The following is a 21,862-nucleotide window of genomic DNA, read 5'->3' on the forward strand; positions in this document are numbered from 1 at the left end:
TCCGAAAGCCGATGGTCACCTTTCGGGACGATGCTCTAGCCCGCGCGAACGGCGCGGCGGCGGCCATCCGCCGGACGCAGGCCGATCGACCAAAGATCGAGCGGACTGCACTGTCGTTTCAACTCTCGGTACGACGGCACTGGCCGTCGAGGTTGAGGTACTGGATGCTGCGCAGGCCCGCCTCGAACCACCCGCCGGCATCCGGCTGGCGGCCGTTGGCACCGCCGTCGCCGTAGAGGTTGATCTGGATCGCGCCGTCCGGCGAGCGCAGGATCGGCGCCTCGCCCGATCGGTCGTAGGTCCAGGTCGGGCGCTCGTCGAACAGGGTCTGCGATCCGTCCGCCTCCCGTTGGAACAACTGTCCGTATTCGGTGCCGCCGCCCGGAGGCCCGGCGAAGTAGAACCCGACCTTCGGCGTGCGGCCCGCGAAGTTGTAGAACTCGCAGTAGAGCCGGGTTTCTCCCCGAGACGGCGGTGCGGGCGCTGCCACGGGTTCGATCGGCGGTGGCGGTACCTCGCGGGTGATGGCGAAGATCAGGCTGCCGAGGGCGATCGCGGTCAGGCCGGCTCCGATGCCGGCGATCGTCCGTGTCCTCATAACGAGGGTCCCCCCACGACCGTCCCGCGCCGGTCGAGCCACGCCGCCCGGTCAAGCCGGAACGTGTAGCTCGGCACGGCACCGCCCCGCGCCTCGAAGACCGGTGCGGCTTCCCCGGTGAGGCGGAACCCACATTTCTCCAGCACCCGCCGCGAACCGGTGTTTCGGATTATCGCTGCCGAAGCGAGCGTCCGCCCCCCGGCATAGGCGAAGGTGGCGTCCACGATCGCGCTGGCCGCCTCGGTCATCAGCCCCTCGCCCCAGAACGAGCGCCCGAGCCAGTAGCCGAGATGCGGCTCCGGCTCGCTCGGCCGGTTCTCGACCGAGATGACACCGATCAGGTTCGCGGGCGCCCCCCGCCGGCAGAGGGCCATGATCAGCCCTTCGCCTGCGGTGTTCGTGGCCCGGGCCCGGATCACGAAGCGCTCCGCCTCGTGCAGAGGAAGCGGCGTCGGAATCCGTGCGGTCATCTCGGCCACGGCCGGATCGCCCGCGAGCCGCGAGACGGCCTCGGCGTCGCGGGCCATGGGCCAGCGCAGCCAGAGCCGTCGCGTCTCGATGCGGAAGACGTCGTCGCGAGTGAGATCGGGGAACATCGTGAGCCGGTCATGTGAGGGCGCCGCGGCGCCGTCCGGGACGACGAAGGGGGAGGATGGTGCCCCATCCTCCCCCGTGTTCCGATCCGCTCGAAGCTTCGCGCGAAGCCTTCAGCGATCGTCCGCCGGTTCGGTGTGGGACACCGGCGGGACGCTCGCTTCGTCGTCAGCGACAAGCGTCCGCCGTTACTCCGCGGCCTGGGCCAGCGGCACTACGGTTACGAACTCGCGGCCGCGCCGGGTCTCGAACTGCACCTTGCCCGGGACGAGGGCGAACAGGGTATGGTCCTTGCCCATGCCGACGTTCGTGCCGGGGTGCCACTTCGTGCCGCGCTGGCGCACGATGATGTTGCCCGGAATCACGGCCTCGGAGCCGAACTTCTTGACTCCGAGGCGCCGGCCGGCGGAGTCGCGGCCGTTGCGGGACGAGCCGCCTGCTTTTTTGTGTGCCATGGGATTGCTCCGGAATTCTGCTGGATCTGCGTTCGGGAGGCGTGCCGATTACTCGGCGGCGGCCGGGGCGGACTCGGCGGCCGGCTCGGCCTTCCGGGTCTTGCGCGGCTCGGCCTTCGAGGTCTTGCCGCCGGCGCTGATCTCGGTGATGCGCACGACCGTGAAGTCCTGACGGTGACCGCGGCGGCGGCGCGAGTTCTGGCGACGGCGCTTCTTGAAGGCGATGACCTTCCGCGTGCGGCCGTGCTGAACGATCTCGCCGGTGACGCCGACGCCCGACAGGAGCGGGGTGCCGACCTGGGTGGCATCGCCGTCGGTGAACAGCAGCACGTCGCCGAAGGTGACGGAGGCGCCGGCCTCACCCTCGAGGGTGGCCACGGTGATGACGTCGTTGGCGGCAACGCGATACTGCTTGCCGCCGGTCTTGATGACTGCGAACATCGTTGTCTCTCGTGTTCTCTGCCGGCCTCCGGCGCCATGAGGGCCTGGGCCGTCTTCTTGTTCAGGTCATCCGCGCGGGTCAGGCTGGGCCGTGAGCGCACGAACGCGAAACGCGCGGACTTCGTCGAGGAAGCCGCGCGGTGCCGGCCGGATAGTCGGGCGCGGGGGTTCTGTCAAGAAGACAGGGATTGCACCTACCGCTTCGTCAGCCCGCCGAGGACGTTCCGCAGGATCGCATCGCCGACCTCCGTGCCGACCTTGCGCGCCATCGAGCGGGCGGCGTTGCCGATGACCTGCTCGGCGAGGCTCGGCGGCGGGCGCCGGCCGCGGCCCTTTCCGGGACCATTGTGCTTGGGCGCCTCTTCGCCGCCGCCGAAGATTCCGCCGAGCAGCCCGCCGAGCATGCCCGTGAGGCCGCCCTCGCTCTGGCTCGCGGCTTCCGCCGTGGAGGAATCGAGGTGCTTGCGCTGGGCCAGCATCTCATAGGCGCTCTCGTTGTCGACCGCCTCGTCGTATTTTCCGCGCAACGGGCTCTGCTGAATGATCGCGGCGCGCTCGGCCGGTGTCAGCGGCCCGACTCGCCCCTGCGGCGGGGCGATCAACGCCCGCTCGACCATGGAGGGCGTGCCCTTCGCCTCCAGAAAACTCACCAGCGCCTCGCCGACGGCGAGTTCGGTGATCGCCTTGCCGACATCGAAGCCGGGGTTCTGGCGAAAGGTCTCGGCGGCGGCGCGCACGGCGCGCTGATCGCGGGGAGTGAAGGCGCGCAGCGCGTGCTGCACCCGGTTGCCGAGCTGACCGAGCACCGTCTCCGGCACGTCGAGCGGATTCTGTGTCACGAAATAGACGCCGACGCCCTTCGAGCGGATCAGGCGCACCACCTGCTCCACCGCGTCGAGCAGCGCCTTGGGCGCATCGTTGAACAGCAGGTGCGCCTCGTCGAAGAAGAACACGAGCTTCGGCTTGTCGAGATCGCCGACCTCGGGGAGCTGCTCGAACAGTTCGGAGAGCATCCACAGCAGGAACGAGGCGTAGAGGCGCGGCCGCTGCATCAGCTTGTCGGCGGCCAGGATGTTGACGAAGCCCCGTCCCTCCCGGTCGGTGCGCATGAAGTCTTCGAGATTGAGCGCCGGCTCGCCGAGGAATTTGTCGGCGCCCTGGTTCTCCAGCACGAGCAGCGCCCGCTGGATCGCGCCGATCGAGGCGCCCGAGACGTTGCCGTAGGTCGCGGAGAGCTCCTTGGCGTTCTCGGACAGGAAGGTGAGAAGCGCGCGCAGATCCTTCAGGTCGATCAGCGGCCACTGATTCTCGTCGGCGACGCGGAAGGCGATGTTGAGCACGCCCTCCTGCGTGTCGTTGAGTTCGAGCAGGCGGGCGAGCAGGAGCGGGCCCATCTCGGTGACGGTGCAGCGGATCGGATGGCCCTGCTCGCCGAACACGTCCCAGAACACAGTCGGGAAGCGGTCGGGCTCGTAGGTGATCCCGAGTTCCTCGGCGCGCTTGACGAAGTGGGGCTTCGCCTCGCCCGCGGCGGCCAGTCCGGATAGATCGCCCTTGATGTCGGCAGCGAAGACCGGGACGCCCGCATTCGAAAAACCTTCCGCCAGCACCTGCAGCGTCACGGTCTTGCCGGTGCCGGTGGCGCCCGCCACGAGACCGTGACGGTTGGCGAGCCGCAGGGTCAATATCTCGGGCTTCGGTCGCGGACCCGTGCTCCGGCCGACCAGAATCGTCCCCTCGCCTGCCGCCATGCTGCCCTCGTTCGAACCGTCACCGTTGCGGCGAACAGGGTATGGCGCCCCACGCGCCTGATCCAGGGCCCCTGGCAACGGGCAACCCTTGATTTCGCCGCCGCCGCATCGGACAGACGAAAAACCTGCCAGAGAGGACATATTTCATGGAAGAGCTGATTGCCCGCGTCACAAACCGCACGGGCCTCGACGCCGCGACCGCGAAGACTGCGATCGGGCACATCCTCGCTTTCCTGCAGAAGGAGGGACCGGCGACGGAGGTGAGCCAGCTGCTGGCCGCGCTTCCGGGCTCCGAGACGGCACTGGCCGAGGCGAACGCGTCGGACGGCGGCGGCGGGCTGATGGGCATGCTCGGCGGCATGATGGGAGGCGGCGTGATGGCGCTCGGCCAGAAGCTGATCTCGGCCGGTGTGCCGATGAACCAGATGCAGCCGCTCGGGCAGGAACTGTTCGCCTATGGCCGCGAGAAGGCGGGCGAGGACGTGATGGGTCCGATCGTCGGCTCGATCCCGGGCCTGAACCAGTTCGTCTGAGCCGGCAGGATCTTCCGACAAGCCCTTGCGATCGTTAGCCAGATTTCATTCGTCGGCTACCACGGGAACTTCGCGCGGAGCCCCGCAATGGCTTCGCGCAAGTCTCTGTCAAGACGAGAAGATCTCCGTCATAAAAGCGTGCGGCCTTCGTGGTGTTGTCGCCGCGCAAGAGGGCGCATCGCGCGGCCTCCGCCACGACGGGATCGTGTCGACCATGCTGCCGAATTTTTCCCCGCGTGAGGCGACGGCGGCGTGGAAGGCCGGTTGGGAGAGCAAGGTCCAGGCTCCCTTCGCCCGCTTCCGTCAGACCTTCGAGGGCGGCGACCTCGCCCTTCCCGGCGGTGCGCCGATCCTCCTGAAGAACCGGGCGAAGCGCCCTCTGCTCGAGCCGGGGCTCGATCCCAGTCTTGGCCGGATCGGCCCGCTCGAAGTACGGCTCGCCACCACCAAGGCCGAGATCCGGCGGGCGCAACGCCTGCGCTTCCGCGTGTTCTACGAGGAGATGTCGGCCGTGCCGACGGGCATGGCCGCATTCAAGCGCCGGGATGTCGATGCCTACGATGCGATCTGCGACCACCTCCTGGTGATCGACCACACCGCGACCGAGGCGAAGCCCTTCCGCAAGTCCCGGCCGAAGGTGGTCGGCACCTACCGCCTGCTGCGCCAGGACCGGGCGGAGGCGCATTTCGGCTTCTACTCCTCGGGCGAGTACGACCTCGCGCCTCTGCTGGAGCGCCATCCGGGAAAGCGCTTCCTCGAACTCGGCCGCTCCTGCGTGCTGAAGGCCTACCGCACCAAGCGCACCGTCGAACTCCTGTGGCACGGCATCTGGACCTACGTGCTGCACCACCGCATCGACGCGATGCTCGGCTGCGCCAGCCTGGAGGGGACCGATCCGGATCGCTTGGCGCTGCCCTTGAGCTTCCTCCATCATCACGCCCGCGCCCCCGAGGCGTGGCGGGCCTGCGCCCTGCCGGAGCGCTACGTCGCGATGGACCGGCTGGCGAAGGAGGCGGTCGATCCGAAGGCGGCGCTGATGGTGCTGCCGCCGCTGGTGAAGGGGTATCTCCGGGTCGGGGCGACCTTCGGCGACGGCGCCGTGGTGGACCGCCAGTTCGGCACCACCGACGTGCTCGTGGTGCTGCCGGTCTCGGCGATCTCCGCGCGCTATATCGGCCATTTCGGCGCGGGTGCGGATCGGCACGCCGCCTGATCGCGGCGGGTTGCGGAGGAGGCCGGGGCCTGCTGAGGCGGACGCCCTCCACCCCTAAGTTTCGTCGCAAGGTCATGACCGCCGTCTCCGCCCCCTTCTCCGATCGCGACCGGCTCGGCGCGATGGCCGCCGCGATCACCTGCGTGGCGGTGGTGGGCACGGGGCTCGGCCTGTCGATCCCGCTCCTGTCGCTGGAAATGGAGCGGATGGGCGCGTCGAGCGTCGTCATCGGCCTCAACACGGCGGTGGCGGGGTTCGCGGCGATCGTCACGGTGCCGTTCGTGCCGCGGCTCGCCGCGCGGGTCGGCGTGGTGCGCCTGCTGATCCTGGCGATCGTGCTCGGCGGCCTGTGCCTCACCGCCTTCAGGCTCCTGCCCGACCTCGTCGTGTGGTTTCCCCTCCGCTTCGTCTTCTCGACGACGATGGGCGTGCTGTTCGTCCTCTCCGAGTACTGGATCAACGACGCGGCCCCGCCCGAGCGGCGCGGCCTGGTGATGGGCGTCTACGCCACGGTCCTGGCGATCGGCTTCGCCATCGGGCCGACCCTGCTGACCCTGCTCGGCACAGAGGGCCTCGCGCCGTATCTCGCCGGCTCGGCCCTGTTCTTCCTCGGCCTCACGCCGCTGGTGCTGGCTCGCAACCTCTCGCCCGCACTCGGGCACGACGAGGGGGGCGGGATCGTGACCTATCTGCGCCTCGCGCCGCTCGCGGTGCTGGCCGCTGCCCTCTACGGAGCGGTGGAGGCGGGCGCCTTCGCGATCCTGCCGCTCTACGGCCTGCGCATCGGCCTCGACGCGCAGATCGCCGCTGCCCTGGTGAGCGCCGTAGCGCTCGGCAACGTGGTGTTCCAGATCCCCATCGGTCTCCTCGCCGACCGGGTGGACCGGCGCCTCGTCCTGCTCGGCGGCAGCCTTGCAGGTGCGCTCGGCGCGGCCCTGATCCCGGCGGTTTCCGCCTCGCTGCCGGGGCTCACCGCACTGCTCTTCATCTGGGGCGGGATCGTCGGCACGCTCTACACTGTGGGCCTCGCCCATCTCGGTGCGACCTTGCGCGGGCCGGATCTGGCGGGCGCCAACGCCGCCTTCGTGATGCTCTACAATGCCGGGCTGATGCTCGGGCCGCCGCTGATCGGCGGCGGCATGGACCTCGCCCCGCCCCAGGGCTTCGCCGTCGCCATGAGCCTGCTCTTCGCGCTTTACGCAGTGCCGGTGGTTCGAAGCCTCATGCGGGGAGGTGCCGGCTGAGGATCGGGTGCGACGGGCCACGGAACGCTGCCCCGGCGGCACCCGTTATCTCGTCGAAGCTGCACCGTTGTTATGTCCCTACGAAGCGAAGGAGCCCGACCATGAGCCTCATCGGACGCATCGTCACCAAGATCCTCGGCACCGACGACCGCGTCGTCGCCCGCGACGACCGCAACACCGAATCGAGCAGCCCGATCGGCCGCCTCGTGACGAAGATCCTGCGCAGGTAGTCTCGCCGCGAGGCAACGACCCGAGGGCCGGCCGCTCGAAAGGGCGGCGCGGCCCATTTTTCACGCACGCAGAGCGCCTCGGCTCCGAGCCGCTGCGTTTCGCCCTGCGAGACCGACGAAGCGGGGGTCAGCGCCCCGCCACCGCCTCCCGCACGACGCTCTTGACCAACGGCGCGGCCGGCACGTTCGGCTGCCAGAATTGGCCGGTGCGGCCGGCCTCGTAGCCGTACTGATAGAGGCTGCGCATGTAGGCGGTGTCGAAGCCGCGGGCCGTGGTGGTCTGCGGCGCGGTCTCGTCGATATAGGTCAGATTGAAGCCCATCCCGTTGCGCCGGGCGAACACGTCCGTGGCCAGCAGCGTCGTCCGGGAGCGGGCGCGGCTGGCGGTGGTGAAGGACTTCTCGACGATCGACAGGGTGTTGTTCTTGGTCACCTCGAATTCGGGCTCCAGCCGCCCGTTGATGACAACGTAGATGTCGGCCTTGCCGGCGCTCCGGAAGCGCCCGTCGCGCACCAGGAAGGATTGCGGCAAGGTGAAGACCGGTGTCACCACCGAGCCGTCGACGTGCATCTCCTGGAAGGCGCGGCCCTCGGCCTGCACGTCGAGGAGTTGGGGCGGGAACACCGCCGGGATGCTGGCCGAGGCGGTCAGCACGTCGGTGAAGAGGGAGACCGCGTTGGGCGCGCCGCTCGCGGCGATGGCGCCCATGTTCCAGATCACCGCGCGCTGCGTATCGAGATTCGTCGTCACAACGAGCAGGCGGCGACCCTTGGCGTGCTCCTCGGCAATCGCCTGGAGCAGGTCGGGCGTGACGTAGCGGGCGATCAGGTTGCGCAGCCTCCCATCGCCGAACAGGCCGGAGCCGAACAGCACGTTGGCGAGGCTCGGGCTCTGCACCAGGGATTCGGCGATGCCGCTGGTGTAGATGTCGGTGAGATAGGGATCGTAAGCCGGCCCGAGGAAGGCGAAGGGCGCGATCAGGGCGCCGGTCGAGACGCCGGAGACGATGGTGAATTCCGGCCGCTTGCCCGAGGCGGTCCAGCCGTTGAGCACGCCGGCGCCGTAGGCGCCGTCACCGCCGCCCCCCGAGAGCGCGAGATAGCTGAAGGCTTGACGCTTCTTTTGCGGGTGCGCCGCCATTGCCACGAAGTCGGCAGCACCGGCATCGGCATAGGCCCGCACGCCGACCATGCCGGGGACGGTCGCCGCCTCCGCCTCGTTCTTGGTGTAGCTCGTCCGCGGCAGCGAGGAGCAGGCGGCAGCCTGCCCGGCAACCGCCGCGGCGAGGAGCAGGCGCGACCAGCGGAAACCCTTTGGCATCGACATGACCCGAACAAGCCCGATGGAAGGGGGCCAGCCTACACCAAACGAGCTTGGCCGTATTGCGTTCCCGCATGGGGCCGCGGTGCTTGGGCGTCCGCTGGTGCCGCATTGTCACAACGTGAGCCGAGGTCGCCCGGAGCGATCGCCTCGCGCGGCCCCTCCTGTGCTCGCTCGCTTGTGCGGGACTTTGAGGGAGGGATGCCCCGACGGCCGGTGCAGCATCGTGTCCTGTCTCTCGGATTTGTCATATGTTCGAGCCGTGCCCGCAGGTTAGAGTCCCAGCGATGTCCGGAGCCGAGCACGAGACCTCGATGTTGTCCCGCGTGCGTGTTTCGGCGGGGAGGCCACTATGCTGAGCGGATCGGCGATCCTGCGGGTCGTCCTCCTGATCGTGGCGGCGGCGGGCCTGGCCTGGATCGTCCAGTCGGTCTGGCTGCATGGCCCGGAGCCGGGGAGTACGGCGCCGGCCGCCGCGACCACTCCCTCCGGCCAGCCGACGAGACCTGCGCCCGTACCGCCTCCGCCCGAGCCGGTGCGTGTGGTGAGGCCGGTCGAGCCGGCAAAGGAGCAGATGAGGGAGCCGACACGGCCCGTCGCCGAGGCCCCGCCTCCACCCGCCCCGCTGCCGGCCGATCCCGCACCGGCCCTACCCCCGGCCGCGCAGACGGCGACATCCGCTCCGCCGGACCCGGCCGTCGAGGCCGAGGAGAACGCTCCGCCCGCCGCAGTCGCCGTGGTCGATCTCAACACCGCCTCGCTCGCCGACCTGAACGGGCTGAAGGGCGGCGGCGCCATCGGTCGTGCCATCATCCAGCACCGGCCCTACACGTCCGTCGACCAACTCCTCAGCAAGCGCGTCCTCAACCGGGCCACCTACCAGCGCATCAAAGATCAGGTGACGGTGCAGTAGCGGCCCCGATCCTGTGAAGGCCTCGCGCCGATGGGCGCTTCCGGTTCGTGAGGAGGCATTTCCAAGAGCTTTTTCCAGGAGACAAGTGGGCTTGAGAGAAACCGGAAGACCGCTCTGCGGTGACCGCACCGTGCATCCGACCCTGGTACAGCGCGCGCCGAGGCCCTAAACAGGGGCGACGTTCTCTCAAGCTAAGGCCGAGGCCGCTCCATGCAAACGACATCCGGCGCACCGATCCTCCGTCGGGATCTGGGCGTCGAGGAGACGACGGAATCCGACAACATCGTCCGCTGGGACGGCGAGCGGCTCTACGTCGAGCAGGACATCTACCACAACGGCCAGCTCGTCCACCGCAAGTACCGGCGCACCATCACCGAGCCGGTTGCCCGAGCCCTGCAGGCGATCCTCAAGCGCGCGCAGCAATGACGGCGGCGGCGCGCGCCCGGCTGGTGGTGCTGGCCGCCGCGCTCTCCATGCCCCTCGCTGCCTCGACCGCAGCGGCGCAGGTGCGGGTGACCTTCGTCGCGCCCGAGCGCTACACCGATGCCCAGAACCGCTTCGGCTCGGGCCTGTCGCCGCGGGTCGTGCTGGCCGAGATGCGCCGTCTGTTCGAGGCGCTCGGCAACCCGGTGCTGGCGCCGGGCCAGACGCTGGACATCGCGGTGCTCGACATCGACCTCGCCGGGCTCGACCAGCCGAGCTTCGGCGCTGCCCAGGGCGTACGGGTGGTGACCGACATCACCCCGCCCCGCTTCCGCCTGCGCTACGCCCTGAAGGAGCGTGGTCGCACGGTGCTGGCGGCGGAGGAGACCGTCAGCGACATCAACTTCCTGCTGCGTGCCAACCGCCTCTCGTCCGGGCAGACCTTCTTCTACGAGCGCGAGGTGCTGCGGGACTGGTTCCAGGCGCGCTTCGTGCAGCGGCGTCCGCCGCCGGGCTGATCACGGGTTCCGTCACACGCCCGACGCCCGAGCCTGCGATGTCCGTATCATCACAGGCCGGACACGGGCGAGTCTCGGAGCAACATGCGGATCGTCCTCGTCGCCAACGCCGCGTCGGGCACCTTCGCCGCCGGCCTGACGACGGACGCGATCCGCGCGCGGCTGTGGGCGGCCGGTCTCGACCTCCTCCCCGAACCGGACGAAACCCTGCCCTTGCCCGAGCGACTACGGGCCGCTCTCCGTACCGAGGGCGTCACGGTCGTGGCGGTGGCGGGTGGAGACGGGACGCTCAATTGCGCGGCCGGAATGCTCGCGGGCAGCGGCGTGGCGCTCGGAATCCTACCCTTCGGCACCATGAACCTGCTGGCCAAGGATCTCGGCGTCCCGCTCGACCTCGACGCGGCGATCAGGGTGCTCGCGGCGGGGCATACCCGTGCGGTCGATGTCGGCACCGTCAACGGACACCTCTTCCTCATCAACTCGGTGCTCGGCATGCCCGCCCGCATGGTCCGTCACCGCGAAGCCTTTCGCGGGGGGCGCATCGGCATTTCGGCGCTTCTGCGACTTGCGGCGGTGGCCCTGCGCCATCTCGGACCCTATCCGCGCCTCTCCGCCGTGCTCTCGGAAGGCCGGCGGCGGACCCGACTGCGCTTTCGACTGCTCGCGGTGGTCAACAACGACTACGCGGAGGGGCCGGGAAAAATTCTGGAACGGACCCAGGTCGATGGCGGCGAGTTGACGCTTTACATCGCCCGCGGTCTCTCGCCGTGGCGCGTCGCCCGTCTGGCGCTCGGGCTCGGGCTCGGCCGCTGGCGCCACCTGCCGGGCCTGGAGCGCCGCGGTGTGACCCGCTTCGCCGTCTCCGCCCGGAGGCGCGCGCTGCGCGTGATGAACGATGGAGAGGTCCGCTTGATTGCCCCGCCCCTGCGCTACCGCCTGATGCCCCGTGCGTTCACCGTGATCGTGCCGGACCCGGTCCAGTGAGACGGCTCGCCCACATCTCCGACCTGCATTTCGGGCGCACCGACCCAGCGGTGGTCGAGGGGCTCGCCGCCGAGTTGAACCGCGATCCGCCGGACCTGATCGTGGCATCCGGCGACTTCACCATGCGGGCGCGGCGCAGGGAGTACGCGCAGGCGCGCGCCTTCCTCGACCGGCTGTCGGCGCCCTGGATCGCGGTGCCGGGCAACCACGACATCGCTTATTTCAAGCTCTTCACCCGCTTCTTCCATCCGTTCGGCCGCTACCGCCGCTTCATCGCGCAGAATACCGAGCCGACCTTCCTCGACGACGAGATCGCGGTGGTCTGCCTCAACACGGTGCGGACCTGGGCGCCGGAGACGGATTGGTCGCAGGGAAAGATCACCCGGGCGCAGATCGCCCGCACCGAGGAGCGGCTGGCGGCTTTGCCGGACCACGTCTTCCGGATCGTGGTCGGCCACCATCCCTTCATGCCGCCGCCCTGGGACGCGGAGGCCCGCCTGGTCGGGCGCGCCGACGAGGCGCTGGACGCCTTTCGTCGCCACGGTGTCGGACTGACGCTGGCCGGCCATCTCCACCGGCACTATTCCCGCTTCGCCGAGGCGCCGGAGACCGGCGTCGAACCCGATGCGGTCGCGGTCGATCGCGGCCGGGCGGAAGCATGCGGCGCGCGGCTGCTCGCGGTGCAGGCAGGCTCGGCCACCTCGACGCGGCTGCGCGGCAACGAGCCCAACGCCTATAACCGCATCGTCGTCGAGGATGGGCGAGCCACCGTCACCGTGCGGATCTGGACCGGTAAGGCCTTCGAGGATGCGCGGGAGGACGATTCCCTGCCCGCTGCCGCGGAGGCGCCGACGGGCGAACCGGCACCGGCCGGGCGCTGACCGCCCGGCCTCGTGTTTCCGAGACTCACGAAGCTCAGGGCAGCGCCGTCCGCCGCGCGCTTCCGCCCGTGAGGCTGACGGCGAAGGCCACCGCGAGGTTGAGCGCCAGCGCTACGACGCCGATGTTCAGATCCTGCACCGGCCCCGGCAGGCCGGGGGCGAGCTTGGCGAGCGTGTAGCCGCCGACCACCGTCACCGCCACCGCGGCCACGCCGGCCAGGATGCCCGCGATTGCACCCGCGCGGGTGAGCGGGTTGTTGGCCCACAGGCTGAAGAAGAAGGCCGGGAAGAGCTGCGTGACGACCGCGTAGCCGATCAGCAGGAGCTGCACGATGGTCTCGCCGCCGTAGAGGGTGAAGCCGACGCAGGCGAGCGCCAGCAGCGGTGCGATCCCCTTGGCGAGCCGGCCGGTGGTGGCGTCGGTCGCGTTCCGCGCCAGCGGCCGGTAGAGGTTCTGTGCGATCAAGGTCGAACCGGCGATCAGGATCATCGAACCCGGCACCAGGGCGGTCAGAACGCCGGTGGCGCCGATGACGCCGACGAACCACGGCGGGAAGGTCTGGAGCGCGATCTTGAACAGAGAGAGATCGACGTCCGGCCCCGTCAGCCCCGGCACTTGGAGCACGGCTGCGAAACCGGCGAAGAACACGAACAGCAGCATGAGCTGGTAGAGCGGCAGGAACACTGCGTTGCGCCGGAACGTGCGCGCATCGCTCGCGGTGTAGATCGAGGCGAAGATGTGCGGGAACATCCAGCCGCCGAGCGCCGTGAGCAGCGTGGTCGAGGCGAACCACGTCGCGCTCTGGCCACGATCCGGCAGCGCGAGGAAGCCGGGCTTCGCCGTATCGATCGCAGTGAACATCTCCCCGATGCCGCCGTAGTAGTGATAGGGCAAGTAGATCCCGAGAAACATCACCACGAACAGGATCATGAAATCCTTGAGCACGGCGGTCCAGGCCGAGCCGCGCACGCCGGAGACCATCACGTAGACGGTCAGCACCGCCGCGCCGATCCAGATCGCCAGGGTCTGCGAGATCGCGCCGTAGGAGGCCGTGGCGACGATGATGCCGAGCCCCTTGAGCTGAAGCACCATGTAGGGAACGAGCGCCACGATCCCGACCAGCGCGACCAAGATGCCGAGGCTGCGGCTGTCGTAGCGCGCGGCGAAATAATCGGGCTGCGAGAACAGGTTGCGCTCCTTGGCGAAGCGCCAGGCCGGCGGCAGGATCCAGTAGGAGATGACGTAGATCAGCGTCAGGTAGCAGAGGATGTAGTAGGTCGGCCCGCCCTTGCCGTAGGCCCAGCCCGAGCCGCCGAGGAAGGTGAAGGTGGTGTAGATCTCCCCCGCCATCAGCAGGAAGACGAGCAGCGTGCCGAAGCCGCGCTTGCCCACGCTCCACTGCTCCATGTCCATGTCGTGCCCGGAGCGCGCCCGAAGCCCGAGGCCGAGCGCCACGACGACGGCGAGCGCGATGATCGGAAGCGCCGCGTTCATGCTCCCTCCTCCGGCCCACGATTGGCGGGATCGGTGAGGTAGATCAGCGCCATGATCGCTGAGGTCGCCACGGTGCAGCCGACGAGCCACGCCAGCAGCAGCGGCATGCCGAGCACCATCGGCTCGACCCGGTTGAGGAAGAACGGCCCCGCCAGCATCCCGAGAGCGGGCAAAGCCGCGAGCCATCGAAGCTGCTTCATCGCCCGGCCCTCCCGGGTAATACCTCAGGATAACAGCCTCGTGGTCCGGTCATGCGTTCCCCGTCGGTTCGGCGCAGGACCATGAGGCAGAATTTGCACCAGGGCGAGGGGACGGATTCCTCTTTTCTGTTTGGCCGCCTCGCAAACCGCCTCTCAGGCCGCCTCGGCGCGGCGCTGCAACAGCCCCGGCAAGGCCCGCAAATTGAGCGGCTTGGGCAGGAAGCCGTCGAAGCCGGCGGCGAAGGCCGCGGCAACGTCCTCGCGGCCGGTATTGGCGGTGAGTGCCACGAGGTGGAGCGGCGCTGCGCCAGTCTCGGCCTCGCGGGCGCGGATGCGGCGGGCGGCTTCCAGGCCGTCGAGGCCGGGCATGCGGATGTCGATCAGCGCGAGATCAAACGGCCCCTTTCCTTCCGCCGCTGCCAGTGCCTCGACACCGTCGCGGGCGTGGATCACCTGTGCGCCGAGCCGCTCCAGTGCCTTGGTGGCGAGCAGCGCGTTGATCGGGTTGTCCTCGGCCAGCAGAACCCGGCGGCCCGGCTCGGCGGTCGCGGCCAGTGCTGGCCCGGCCGCCGGCTCGGCCATTGCGGGCTGGGGCGGCGCGCCGGTGGGGCCGCGGGCCGGGGTGGCCCTCGGCTCCAGCAGGCGATCGAACAGCGAGCGGGCGCGCACCGGCTTGATCAGGTAGCTGTCGAAGCCCGCCGCATTCGGGGCGCCGAACTCCCGTCGGTCGAAGGGTGAGAGCAGGATCAGGCTGCAGCGCACGCCGCTGCGGGCGGCCTCGGCGGCGAGCCGCCGCACGGCGGCGTCGCCCAGGCTGCGGTCGGCGATGAGCGCGTCGAAGGCCACGCCCGCGAGCGCGTCGAGGCCGGCTTCCGCGCTGCCGGCGACCACCGCCGCCGCGCCCGAGCGGCTGAGCCGCCGTGCCAGGAACGGCGCCTGAAACGGTGAGGCGGCGACGATCAGCACCTTCCGCGGAGCGAGGCTCGGGGCACCGGGGGCCTTTGCGCCCTCCGCCGCCGGCAGCGGCAGCACGACCCGGAAGGTCGAGCCGCGCCCCACCGTCGAACGCGCCTCGATCGTGCCGTTCATGCGCTCCACGAGGCGGCGGGTGATGGCGAGGCCGAGGCCGGTGCCCTCGTGGCTCGCGCTGTCGTCGCCCTGCTCGAACTCCTCGAACAGGATCGGGATGCGATCTTCCGGGATGCCCGGCCCGGTATCCTCGACCGTGAGGACGAATCCCTCCTCCGCTTGGGCCAGGCTGACGCCGACGCCGCCCCCTTGCGTGAACTTGATGGCGTTGCCTGCGAGGTTGACGAGGATCTGCCGCACCCGGTCGGCGTCGCCCACGCGCAGGGCCGCGAGGTCGTCGGCGATGTCGAGGGCGATCTCCAGGCCCTTGTCCTGGGCGCGAGGTGCCAGCAGCTCGACCACGCCCTCGACCAGGGCGGCGACATCGAAGGGCTCGGCGGCGAGGTCGAGACGGCCGGCCTCGATACGAGAGAAGTCGAGAATGCCGTCGACGAGGCCGAGCAGTGCCTTGCCGCTGGTGCGGAACGCCTCGACATAGGTGCGCTGCTCGGGGTCGAGCCGCGTCTCCAGCAACAGGTCGGCCATGCCCAGAATGCCGTTCAAGGGCGTGCGCAACTCGTGGCTGACGGTGGCGAGAAAGCGGGATTTCGCGACATTGGCGGCCTCCGCCCGGCTCTTCGCCTCGTCGAGGGAGCGCGCCGCCTCGACGCGTTCGGTGACGTCCTTGCCCGCCCGCAGCCAGCTCGGCCCGTCCGCGGTGCCGGCCGCCGGCATCTCGATGAAGGAGAACCAGCGGGGCACGCCGTCCACCGGCACCAGACGCTCTTCGACCACCCGCACGCCGTCGGCTCGTTGCTCGACCGCGCCGCGCTCGATCACCTGCGGCGTCAGCGTCGAGCCGATCAGCTCCAGCGGCTTCATGCCGAGCAGCGCGGCAAAACCCTCGCTGGCGAAGGTGATCCGCCCCTGCCCGTCCCGCTGCACCACGGCCTGGGTCGTGGCCTCGACCAGTACCCGGTAGCGCTCCTCGCTCTCGGCGATCTGCCAGAGCCGGTCCTGGAGCGCCTCCGTCATGTCCGACTCCGGCACGACCGGTTCGCGGCGGCGCAGCGACGCCAGGATCAGCGCCAGCATCGCCGCCGCGATGCTCAGGCCCATCACGCTCACCGCAAGGGTCATCGGTTCCACGGAAGTCCCCCAAGCCCGGCCGAGACCGGAAGCCCGGCTCGTCAGGGGAGCGACAGTGCCAGCCGCGCGTGAAGCACCGCTTGAGAAAGACGCTTAAGGGTGGATGAGCGGTAAAGGTGGATTTGTCTCGGTCGGATACCGCAGGGCTTCTCCAAGCGCCGTAAGCGGGGCGAGGGGAAGCACACAACCAAACCGATCCACTTGCAACCGGCTCACACCTCCGGAAACCGCGTGAGCAGCACGTTTCCGTCGAGCCGGAGCGCCGCGCCGACCTCGGCCAGGGCCGCATACTCCTCGCGGCCGATGCCCTCGTGGTCGGCGACATCCGCTGCGACGAGGAAGACGTTGCGGCGCTGCTCCTCGGGCCGCTCGGCGATCGCGCCGATCCGCACGAGGTTCTCGGCGCGGCCGGCACGGGTGCGGGCGCGGCCGAGCCCCTTGTAGAGCGCATGCTCCAGCATCAGGCTGTCGTAGCCCTTCTCGATGATCGGGTTCGCCCGAATGCCGGCGAGCGCCGTCTCGAATTCTTCGCTCATCAGCTCGCCGTCCGCGACCGCGACATTGGCGCAGGCCGAGACCGCCGCCTGCATCAGCGCCTCGTCGCCGGCATAGGCCTTGAGAGTGGTGCGGAACCGCTCGACCGCGTCGTGAAGAAGGCCCATATCTGACAAAACCCTGCCGTAGAGCCCCGACAACGGAGCTGCCGGTCAAACGATCCGCGCGCTTTCCCGCACCCGCGCCTCGGCCGCCTCGATCGCCTCCGGCGTGCCGACATGCAGCCATTGCCCGTCCAGGCGCAGGCCCTGGAGCCGGTTCCGCTTGATCGCCCGGTCGAACAGCAGGGTCAGGGAGAAGGATCCCTCCGGTGTGTCGGCGAACAGCTCCGGCTTCAGGATCGCCACGCCGGCGTAGATGAAGGGCGCGACCTCGCGCTCGCCGCGCCAGCTCAGCCGGCCGTCCGAGTCCATGTCGAAGTCGCCCGCCCCGTCGTAGCCGAGGCTCGTCGCGGTCGGGGCGACGAGGAGCAGGATGTCCGTCGTGTCGGGATCCCAGGTTTCGATGAGCCGGCCGAGATTGGGCCGCGGCCCCTCCAGCCAGAACGAATCGGAGTTGAACACCACGAAGGGCTCGCCGTCGAACCGGTCGAGCGCCTTCTTCACGCCGCCGCCGGTCTCGAGCAGTGCGTCCCGCTCGTCGGATACGACGATGGTCGGTGCCCCGGTGCGGTGAGAAAGGTGGCCCTCCATCAGGTCGGCAAGCCAGTGGACGTTGACCACCGCGGTCTCGATGCCGCCTTGGGCAGCCCGGTCGAGGGCGTGGTCGATCAGCGCCTTGCCGGCGACCTCGACGAGGGGCTTCGGCACCGTCGCGGTGATCGGGCGCATGCGCTTGCCCAGTCCCGCCGCGAGCACGAAGGCGCGGGTGATTTTTTTGGGATTCTGCTCGTCGCTCATGACGCGTTCACGGGTCGGTGCGGGAGGAGCGCTCAGGGCGCGGCGAGGTCGATGTCCGGCCGCGGCGCAACGAGGCTCGGCAGGTGGGTCTCGTGCCACGCCCTCAAGGGCGCCAGCGCCGGATGGGCGAGGTTGCGCGCGAGATAGCCCTCGACGCGCGGCAGGTGGGCGAGATAGCCCGGCTTGCCGTCGCGCTTGTCGAGGCGGGCGAAGATGCCGAGAATCTTGGTGGCGCGCTGCGCCGCCAGCACCGCATAGGCGCGGGCGAAGGCCTGCATGTCGAAGCCGATATCCCGGCCGCGGCGCTCGCGGATGTAGAGGCCGAGCAGCCGCAGCTCGAAATCGGCGCTGGCGTCGACTCGGGCGTCCTGAAGCAGCGAGGCGACATCGTAGGCCGGATGGCCCATCACCGCATCCTGGAAGTCGATCACGCCCACCCGCTCCAGCCCGGTTCGCTCGGCAAGCCAGATCAGGTTGGGCGAATGATAGTCGCGCAGCGTCCAAGTGGCGGGCTCGGCGATCAGGTCCTTCAGCGCCTCGGCCCACAGGTCGCGGAAGGTGCCGCGCGCCGCCAGTGACAGGGTCGTGCCGCGGATCGCCGGCGCGTACCACTCGGGCAGCAGATCCGCCTCGAACAGCAGGGCTTCAAGGTCGTAGGGCGGAATGACGTGGTCGATCCCCTCGCTCACCGGCACGGCGGCGGGAAGGTCGGTGGCATGCAGCTTGGCCAGCAGCCGAACGGCTTCGGCGTAGCGCTCCGGCCGCGGCGCGCCATTCTCGATCACCGGCTCGGCACCGAGATCCTCCAGGATCAGCAGTCCGGCATCCAGGTTCTCGCCCAGGATCTTCGGTGCGGAGAAGCCGATCGCGCGCAGCGCCCGGTCCATGCCGACGAAGGCATGGATGCTCTCGGCAAGTTTCACGATCGCGCTATAGGGCTTCCCGTCCTTGACCGGCGGTCCGTCGGACCGGGGCGGAGAGATCATCAGCACGGCGGTCTCGCCGCCCGGCTTCACCAGCCGCTCGTAGGCGCGGGACGACGCGTCGCCCTGCATCAGCACCCGCTCGGCCTCGTCCCAGCCGCTGCGGGCGAGCAGCGCCCGGATGGCGCGGGCACGCTCCAGGCGCTCGCGCATGTCGCCCGTGCCGTCGATCCGCACGAGACGGGCCTCCTCGCCGTACTCCGCCCGGAGCGACAGTTCGACGGTAAGCGTGGGGTTGTCGCGCAGGCCGAGCCGCTCCGGCCATTCGACCAAGGTGATCGCGGTCTCGGAGAGTTCGTCGAAGCCGAGTTCCACCAATTCGTCCGGCCCGCGCAAGCGGTAGAGGTCGGCGTGGATCACCGTTCGGCCGGAGCGGGTCTCATAGGGCTGCATCAGGGTGAAGGTCGGGCTCGGCACTTCGAGCCGCGGATCACCCGCGAGTTCGCGGATCATCGCGCGGGCGAGCGTGGTCTTGCCCGCTCCGAGCCCGCCGGACAGGGCCACGAGGTCACCGGGCATGAGGATACCGGCCAGGAAGGCGGCCATGTCCTCGGTCGCGCCCTCCTCGGGCAGCAGCACCTCCCAGGCGGCGCGCCGCGGAGCGGATGGCGTCGCTGATGCCGGCTGAGCCTCACCCTGCGACGGGCCGGGCCGCGGGCTTCCCGCCGTGCTGTCCGGAACCTCGCTCAACGCCCCAATCCTCCGCAAAGCCGCGAACAGCCAACCCGATCAGGGTTAAGCCTCAACCATCCTAGCGGGGGATGTTTAACCGTTTTCGGCACAAGCGGTGAGCCCCGCCCTGCGACCGAAGCCAACCTCATCCCAATCCCGTGAAGGCCCGCTCCTACTCGGCGGCCTCGGCGAGTTCGTCATTGCCCGGCGGCGTCTCGACCGGGAACAGGCAGGTGACGCGGGTGCCCGCCCCCGGCGCCGAATGGATCTCGACGCGGCCGCCGTGCAGTTCGACGAAGGAGCGCACGATCGAGAGGCCGAGGCCGACGCCGCGGTGCTTGGTGCCCAGCGTGTTGCTCTCGAAACGGTCGAACACCCGGTCGATGATTTCGGGCGCGATGCCGCGGCCGCGGTCGATCACCGTCAGCCTCAGCGCCGTGCCCTCGCGCCGCGCCTCGACGCGGACCTGCTGGCCGGGCGCGGAGAAGCCAACGGCGTTGGAGAGCAGGTTGAACAGGATCTGGCGCACCCGCTTGCCGTCGGCGAAGACGCTGCCGATGTCCTCCGGCACATCGAGGTCGAGACCGATATCGGATTCCGCCAGCCGGTCCTCGATGCCGCGGGCGGCGGCCTCCACGGTGGAGCGCACGTCAATGGTCTCGCGCTGGAGTTCCAGCGAGCCGGCATCGATCGAGGCGAGGTCTAGGATGTCGTTGATGATGACCAGCAGCGCGGCGGACGAGCGCATGATGTGCTCGGAATACTCGCGCTGGCGCTCGTTGAGGGCGCCGACGGTCTCGTCGCCGAGAAGTTGGGTGAAGCCGATGATGTTGGTGAGCGGCGAACGCAGCTCGTAGGAGACGTGGTGGACGAAGGTGTCGCGCAGCTGCGAGGCGCGCTCCAGGGCGTCGTTCTTCTCGGTCAGCGCGCGCTCGACATTGGCGCTCGCGGTGACATCGATGAAGGTCAGCAGCGTCGCGCCGAGCGGCAGGGGCTGCGAGGAGCAGTCGAGCACCGTGCCGTCGTTGATGTCGAGGCGGCAGCCATGGCCGCTCCGAGTTTCGGAGAGGCCGGTGATCGACTGGCGGATGCCGGCCCATGGGCTCTGGTCGGGCGTCAGCGCCCGGCAGGCGGCGATCACCGCATCGACATGCGGCTTGCCCGCGAGCGTCGCCGGATCGAGGCGCCAGGTCGCGGCGAAGGCGCGGTTGGCGACCGTCAAGCGCCCGTCGGCGCCGAACACCGCCACCGGCTCCTTGAGCGCTTCCAGCGTTTCGGCCTGCTCCTTCATCAGCGCGTCGTAGCGTGAGGCGAGCTTCATGCTCTCCGAGACGTCGTGGTAGAGATAGGTCAGGCCGCCCTGCGGGTTGGGGTCGGCGACGACGCGCAGGGTGCGTCCGTCGGGCAGGTACCACGGCGTGTCGGTCGGCTCGACCGCGCGGTAGGCAGCCAGAACATCGGTCTTCCACGAGCGGAAATCGGCCTGCTCGGGCAGCTTGCGGGCGGCACGCAGCCGGTCGAGGATCTCGCCATCGAGCGGGCGGCCTTCGAGGAAGGCCGGGTCGAGATCCCACAGCCGCTGGTAGGCGGCGTTGTGGAAGATCAGGCGCTGGCGCGCGTCGAACATCGCCACCGCGGTCGGCAGCTGGTCGAGGGTGCGGACGTTGGCATCCATCTGCCGCTGCAGGTCGGCCCGCACGCTCTCCAGCTCCGAGACATCCACGGCGATGCCGACGCGGCCGGTCTCCAGGGTGCTCTCGCTGACATCGAGAGTGCGGCGCGCGCCCGCCACGACTGCCGAGAGGCGCAAGGGCTGGGGAACGAGGCCGGGCCGGCGCGGCTGGCGGGCGATCTGCTCGCGGGCGCCGCGGTCGAGGAGTTCCAGGCCGTGGTTCAGGGCAGCCTCGCGGCTCGGGGCCTCGACGGCGGCGGCGTAGGCGGCGTTGACGAAGGCGAGCGCCCCCTCCGGACTCCGGTGCCAGACCGGCTGCGGAAGTGCGTCGAGCAGGCTGGCGAGCGCGCTGAAGCCGCGCTTGGTCTCGTCCAGCGTGTGGCGCAGCTCGATCAGTTCGCGGCGCTCTTCGGTGGTCTCGCGCAGGCGCAGCAGCGCCCGGCCGCCCACCGCCTGCCCCTGCGCCTCGATGTATCGCCCGGCGAGGCTGCGCAGGTTCATCCGGAAGCCGGTGCCGCGCTCGCGCAGCGTCGCGACCCCCGCCTCGAGAAGCTGCGCGTCCTGGGGAGTGAGCCAAGTGCCGAAGGTCAGCAGGTGCCGGGAGCCGCCCTGGATCCCACGCGAGTCCTGAGTCCGAAGATCCTGGGCGAAGCCCGCATCGCCGACGAGCGTCGGCTCGCCCCGCCCTGCCCAGGTGACGAGAACCTGGCGCTCGGAATGGAGCAGCATCTCGGCACGGTCGTGCGCGCCGCGGAGCTGGGCGAGTTCGTCCTGAAGCGCACGCTCCTTGCGCATCCAGCCGACGCGCTCGCGCAGGTAGACCAGCGACAGGATGGTCGCGAACAGGATGAGGCCGAGGACGACGGCGAGGCCGGCAACGTTGTGCGTCTGCATCGCTCCCAGCATCGGCCTCGCCTCGATGGACGGAGCGCCCTCGGCGAGTGCCGCGACCGGCGCCGCGACGACGAGGACGCAGACGCGCGACAGAACGCGCGCCGCCCGTTCCAGACCCATGTCCCGCCCCCACCCATACCCGGCGCTCCGCGGAGCTTGCGCCCACGGCCTGGAAA

Annotated in this window: 21 protein-coding genes and 1 pseudogene; 9 read left to right on the top strand and 13 right to left on the bottom strand. The window is 69.8% G+C overall.

Annotation, left to right across the window (positions count from 1 at the left end):
* Positions 1 to 118: 118 nt before the first annotated feature.
* The 5 genes and pseudogenes from FHU13_RS21170 to FHU13_RS21190 form a co-directional block, all read right to left on the bottom strand.
* On the bottom strand, positions 119 to 598 hold the full coding sequence (locus FHU13_RS21170) for a hypothetical protein (protein ID WP_183437824.1): 480 nt from the start codon (positions 596 to 598) through the stop codon (positions 119 to 121).
* Positions 595 to 1,194: a GNAT family N-acetyltransferase gene (locus FHU13_RS21175; RefSeq protein ID WP_183437825.1), complete on the bottom strand. Its 600-nt coding sequence runs from the start codon at positions 1,192 to 1,194 to the stop codon at positions 595 to 597. The genes FHU13_RS21170 and FHU13_RS21175 overlap by 4 nt, the downstream gene beginning before the upstream one ends.
* 186 nt (positions 1,195 to 1,380) lie before the next feature.
* Complete coding sequence (rpmA, locus tag FHU13_RS21180) at positions 1,381 to 1,647, bottom strand: 50S ribosomal protein L27 (protein WP_012456615.1); 267 nt, start codon at positions 1,645 to 1,647, stop codon at positions 1,381 to 1,383.
* A 132-nt stretch (positions 1,648 to 1,779) separates the two neighbouring features.
* A pseudogene (gene rplU / locus FHU13_RS21185) lies at positions 1,780 to 2,088 on the bottom strand (50S ribosomal protein L21); the annotation flags it as partial.
* A gap of 194 nt (positions 2,089 to 2,282) precedes the next feature.
* Complete coding sequence (locus tag FHU13_RS21190) at positions 2,283 to 3,839, bottom strand: helicase HerA-like domain-containing protein (RefSeq protein WP_183437827.1); 1,557 nt, start codon at positions 3,837 to 3,839, stop codon at positions 2,283 to 2,285.
* Between the two features lie 146 nt (positions 3,840 to 3,985).
* Here FHU13_RS21190 and FHU13_RS21195 point away from each other — a divergent pair, with 146 nt between their 5' ends.
* The 4 genes from FHU13_RS21195 (at position 3,986) to FHU13_RS21210 (ending at position 7,059) form a co-directional block, all read left to right on the top strand.
* Positions 3,986 to 4,372 (top strand): DUF2267 domain-containing protein, encoded by a 387-nt coding sequence (locus tag FHU13_RS21195; RefSeq protein WP_183437828.1) that lies wholly within the window; start codon positions 3,986 to 3,988, stop codon positions 4,370 to 4,372.
* A gap of 214 nt (positions 4,373 to 4,586) precedes the next feature.
* Positions 4,587 to 5,585 carry a GNAT family N-acetyltransferase gene (locus FHU13_RS21200; protein ID WP_183437939.1) on the top strand — a complete coding sequence of 333 codons (999 nt, stop codon included), beginning with the start codon at positions 4,587 to 4,589 and terminating at the stop codon, positions 5,583 to 5,585.
* 74 nt (positions 5,586 to 5,659) lie between these two features.
* Complete coding sequence (locus FHU13_RS21205; RefSeq protein WP_183437829.1) at positions 5,660 to 6,829, top strand: MFS transporter; 1,170 nt, start codon at positions 5,660 to 5,662, stop codon at positions 6,827 to 6,829.
* Positions 6,830 to 6,930: 101 nt separating this feature from the next.
* The gene (locus FHU13_RS21210) at positions 6,931 to 7,059 is read left to right on the top strand and encodes a TFIIS helical bundle-like domain containing protein (RefSeq protein WP_183437830.1); all 129 of its coding nucleotides are present in this window, start codon (positions 6,931 to 6,933) and stop codon (positions 7,057 to 7,059) included.
* A 127-nt stretch (positions 7,060 to 7,186) separates the two neighbouring features.
* Here the strand turns inward: FHU13_RS21210 and FHU13_RS21215 are convergent, their stop codons facing one another.
* Positions 7,187 to 8,380, bottom strand: a complete 1,194-nt coding sequence (locus tag FHU13_RS21215) for a patatin-like phospholipase family protein (RefSeq protein ID WP_183437831.1) — start codon at positions 8,378 to 8,380, stop codon at positions 7,187 to 7,189.
* Positions 8,381 to 8,732: 352 nt separating this feature from the next.
* Between FHU13_RS21215 and FHU13_RS21220 the strand changes: the two genes are divergently transcribed.
* From FHU13_RS21220 to FHU13_RS21240, 5 genes are all read left to right on the top strand, one after another.
* Positions 8,733 to 9,293: a helix-hairpin-helix domain-containing protein gene (locus FHU13_RS21220; protein ID WP_183437832.1), complete on the top strand. Its 561-nt coding sequence runs from the start codon at positions 8,733 to 8,735 to the stop codon at positions 9,291 to 9,293.
* Positions 9,294 to 9,503: 210 nt separating this feature from the next.
* Complete coding sequence (locus tag FHU13_RS21225) at positions 9,504 to 9,719, top strand: hypothetical protein (protein WP_183437833.1); 216 nt, start codon at positions 9,504 to 9,506, stop codon at positions 9,717 to 9,719.
* The gene (locus tag FHU13_RS21230; RefSeq protein ID WP_183437834.1) at positions 9,716 to 10,234 is read left to right on the top strand and encodes a DUF3016 domain-containing protein; all 519 of its coding nucleotides are present in this window, start codon (positions 9,716 to 9,718) and stop codon (positions 10,232 to 10,234) included. Before FHU13_RS21225 ends, FHU13_RS21230 begins: the two co-directional genes overlap by 4 nt.
* An 84-nt stretch (positions 10,235 to 10,318) precedes the next feature.
* The gene (locus FHU13_RS21235) at positions 10,319 to 11,218 is read left to right on the top strand and encodes a diacylglycerol/lipid kinase family protein (protein WP_183437835.1); all 900 of its coding nucleotides are present in this window, start codon (positions 10,319 to 10,321) and stop codon (positions 11,216 to 11,218) included.
* On the top strand, positions 11,215 to 12,099 hold the full coding sequence (locus tag FHU13_RS21240; protein ID WP_183437836.1) for a metallophosphoesterase: 885 nt from the start codon (positions 11,215 to 11,217) through the stop codon (positions 12,097 to 12,099). The genes FHU13_RS21235 and FHU13_RS21240 overlap by 4 nt, the downstream gene beginning before the upstream one ends.
* 34 nt (positions 12,100 to 12,133) lie before the next feature.
* Here the strand turns inward: FHU13_RS21240 and FHU13_RS21245 are convergent, their stop codons facing one another.
* From FHU13_RS21245 to FHU13_RS21275, 7 genes are all read right to left on the bottom strand, one after another.
* Positions 12,134 to 13,594: a sodium:solute symporter gene (locus FHU13_RS21245; protein ID WP_183437837.1), complete on the bottom strand. Its 1,461-nt coding sequence runs from the start codon at positions 13,592 to 13,594 to the stop codon at positions 12,134 to 12,136.
* Positions 13,591 to 13,794, bottom strand: coding sequence for a DUF3311 domain-containing protein (locus tag FHU13_RS21250; protein ID WP_183437838.1), 204 nt, complete (start codon positions 13,792 to 13,794; stop codon positions 13,591 to 13,593). Before FHU13_RS21250 ends, FHU13_RS21245 begins: the two co-directional genes overlap by 4 nt.
* Before the next feature lie 153 nt (positions 13,795 to 13,947).
* Positions 13,948 to 16,002 (bottom strand): ATP-binding protein, encoded by a 2,055-nt coding sequence (locus tag FHU13_RS21255; protein WP_183437839.1) that lies wholly within the window; start codon positions 16,000 to 16,002, stop codon positions 13,948 to 13,950.
* Positions 16,003 to 16,223: 221 nt separating this feature from the next.
* On the bottom strand, positions 16,224 to 16,673 hold the full coding sequence (locus FHU13_RS21260; RefSeq protein WP_183437840.1) for a tellurite resistance TerB family protein: 450 nt from the start codon (positions 16,671 to 16,673) through the stop codon (positions 16,224 to 16,226).
* A gap of 45 nt (positions 16,674 to 16,718) precedes the next feature.
* A complete protein-coding gene (locus FHU13_RS21265) occupies positions 16,719 to 17,465 on the bottom strand; it encodes a nucleotidyltransferase family protein (RefSeq protein WP_183437841.1) in 747 nt (248 codons plus the stop codon).
* 32 nt (positions 17,466 to 17,497) lie between these two features.
* A complete protein-coding gene (gene tsaE / locus FHU13_RS21270; RefSeq protein ID WP_183437842.1) occupies positions 17,498 to 19,138 on the bottom strand; it encodes a tRNA (adenosine(37)-N6)-threonylcarbamoyltransferase complex ATPase subunit type 1 TsaE in 1,641 nt (546 codons plus the stop codon).
* 154 nt (positions 19,139 to 19,292) lie between these two features.
* Entirely contained in the window at positions 19,293 to 21,806 is a 2,514-nt protein-coding gene (locus tag FHU13_RS21275) for a sensor histidine kinase (RefSeq protein WP_183437843.1), read from the bottom strand.
* Positions 21,807 to 21,862: the final 56 nt, after the last annotated feature.

This window comes from Methylobacterium sp. R2-1 (assembly GCF_014191355.1).
GTDB lineage: Bacteria > Pseudomonadota > Alphaproteobacteria > Rhizobiales > Beijerinckiaceae > Methylobacterium.

Bases quoted from the DNA above. Each gene is read 5' to 3' on its own strand.
- FHU13_RS21205 (WP_183437829.1), top strand. From the start codon at position 5,660: ATGACCGCCGTCTCCGCCCCCTTCTCCGATCGCGACCGGCTCGGCGCG.
- FHU13_RS21210 (WP_183437830.1), top strand. From the start codon at position 6,931: ATGAGCCTCATCGGACGCATCGTCACCAAGATCCTCGGCACCGACGAC.
- FHU13_RS21245 (WP_183437837.1), bottom strand. From the start codon at position 13,594: ATGAACGCGGCGCTTCCGATCATCGCGCTCGCCGTCGTCGTGGCGCTC.
- FHU13_RS21265 (WP_183437841.1), bottom strand. From the start codon at position 17,465: ATGAGCGACGAGCAGAATCCCAAAAAAATCACCCGCGCCTTCGTGCTC.
- FHU13_RS21260 (WP_183437840.1), bottom strand. From the start codon at position 16,673: ATGGGCCTTCTTCACGACGCGGTCGAGCGGTTCCGCACCACTCTCAAG.
- FHU13_RS21190 (WP_183437827.1), bottom strand. From the start codon at position 3,839: ATGGCGGCAGGCGAGGGGACGATTCTGGTCGGCCGGAGCACGGGTCCG.
- FHU13_RS21255 (WP_183437839.1), bottom strand. From the start codon at position 16,002: ATGACCCTTGCGGTGAGCGTGATGGGCCTGAGCATCGCGGCGGCGATG.
- FHU13_RS21225 (WP_183437833.1), top strand. From the start codon at position 9,504: ATGCAAACGACATCCGGCGCACCGATCCTCCGTCGGGATCTGGGCGTC.
- FHU13_RS21175 (WP_183437825.1), bottom strand. From the start codon at position 1,194: ATGTTCCCCGATCTCACTCGCGACGACGTCTTCCGCATCGAGACGCGA.
- FHU13_RS21230 (WP_183437834.1), top strand. From the start codon at position 9,716: ATGACGGCGGCGGCGCGCGCCCGGCTGGTGGTGCTGGCCGCCGCGCTC.
- FHU13_RS21250 (WP_183437838.1), bottom strand. From the start codon at position 13,794: ATGAAGCAGCTTCGATGGCTCGCGGCTTTGCCCGCTCTCGGGATGCTG.
- FHU13_RS21235 (WP_183437835.1), top strand. From the start codon at position 10,319: ATGCGGATCGTCCTCGTCGCCAACGCCGCGTCGGGCACCTTCGCCGCC.
- FHU13_RS21220 (WP_183437832.1), top strand. From the start codon at position 8,733: ATGCTGAGCGGATCGGCGATCCTGCGGGTCGTCCTCCTGATCGTGGCG.
- FHU13_RS21275 (WP_183437843.1), bottom strand. From the start codon at position 21,806: ATGGGTCTGGAACGGGCGGCGCGCGTTCTGTCGCGCGTCTGCGTCCTC.
- rpmA (WP_012456615.1), bottom strand. From the start codon at position 1,647: ATGGCACACAAAAAAGCAGGCGGCTCGTCCCGCAACGGCCGCGACTCC.
- FHU13_RS21170 (WP_183437824.1), bottom strand. From the start codon at position 598: ATGAGGACACGGACGATCGCCGGCATCGGAGCCGGCCTGACCGCGATC.
- FHU13_RS21195 (WP_183437828.1), top strand. From the start codon at position 3,986: ATGGAAGAGCTGATTGCCCGCGTCACAAACCGCACGGGCCTCGACGCC.
- FHU13_RS21215 (WP_183437831.1), bottom strand. From the start codon at position 8,380: ATGCCAAAGGGTTTCCGCTGGTCGCGCCTGCTCCTCGCCGCGGCGGTT.
- FHU13_RS21200 (WP_183437939.1), top strand. From the start codon at position 4,587: ATGCTGCCGAATTTTTCCCCGCGTGAGGCGACGGCGGCGTGGAAGGCC.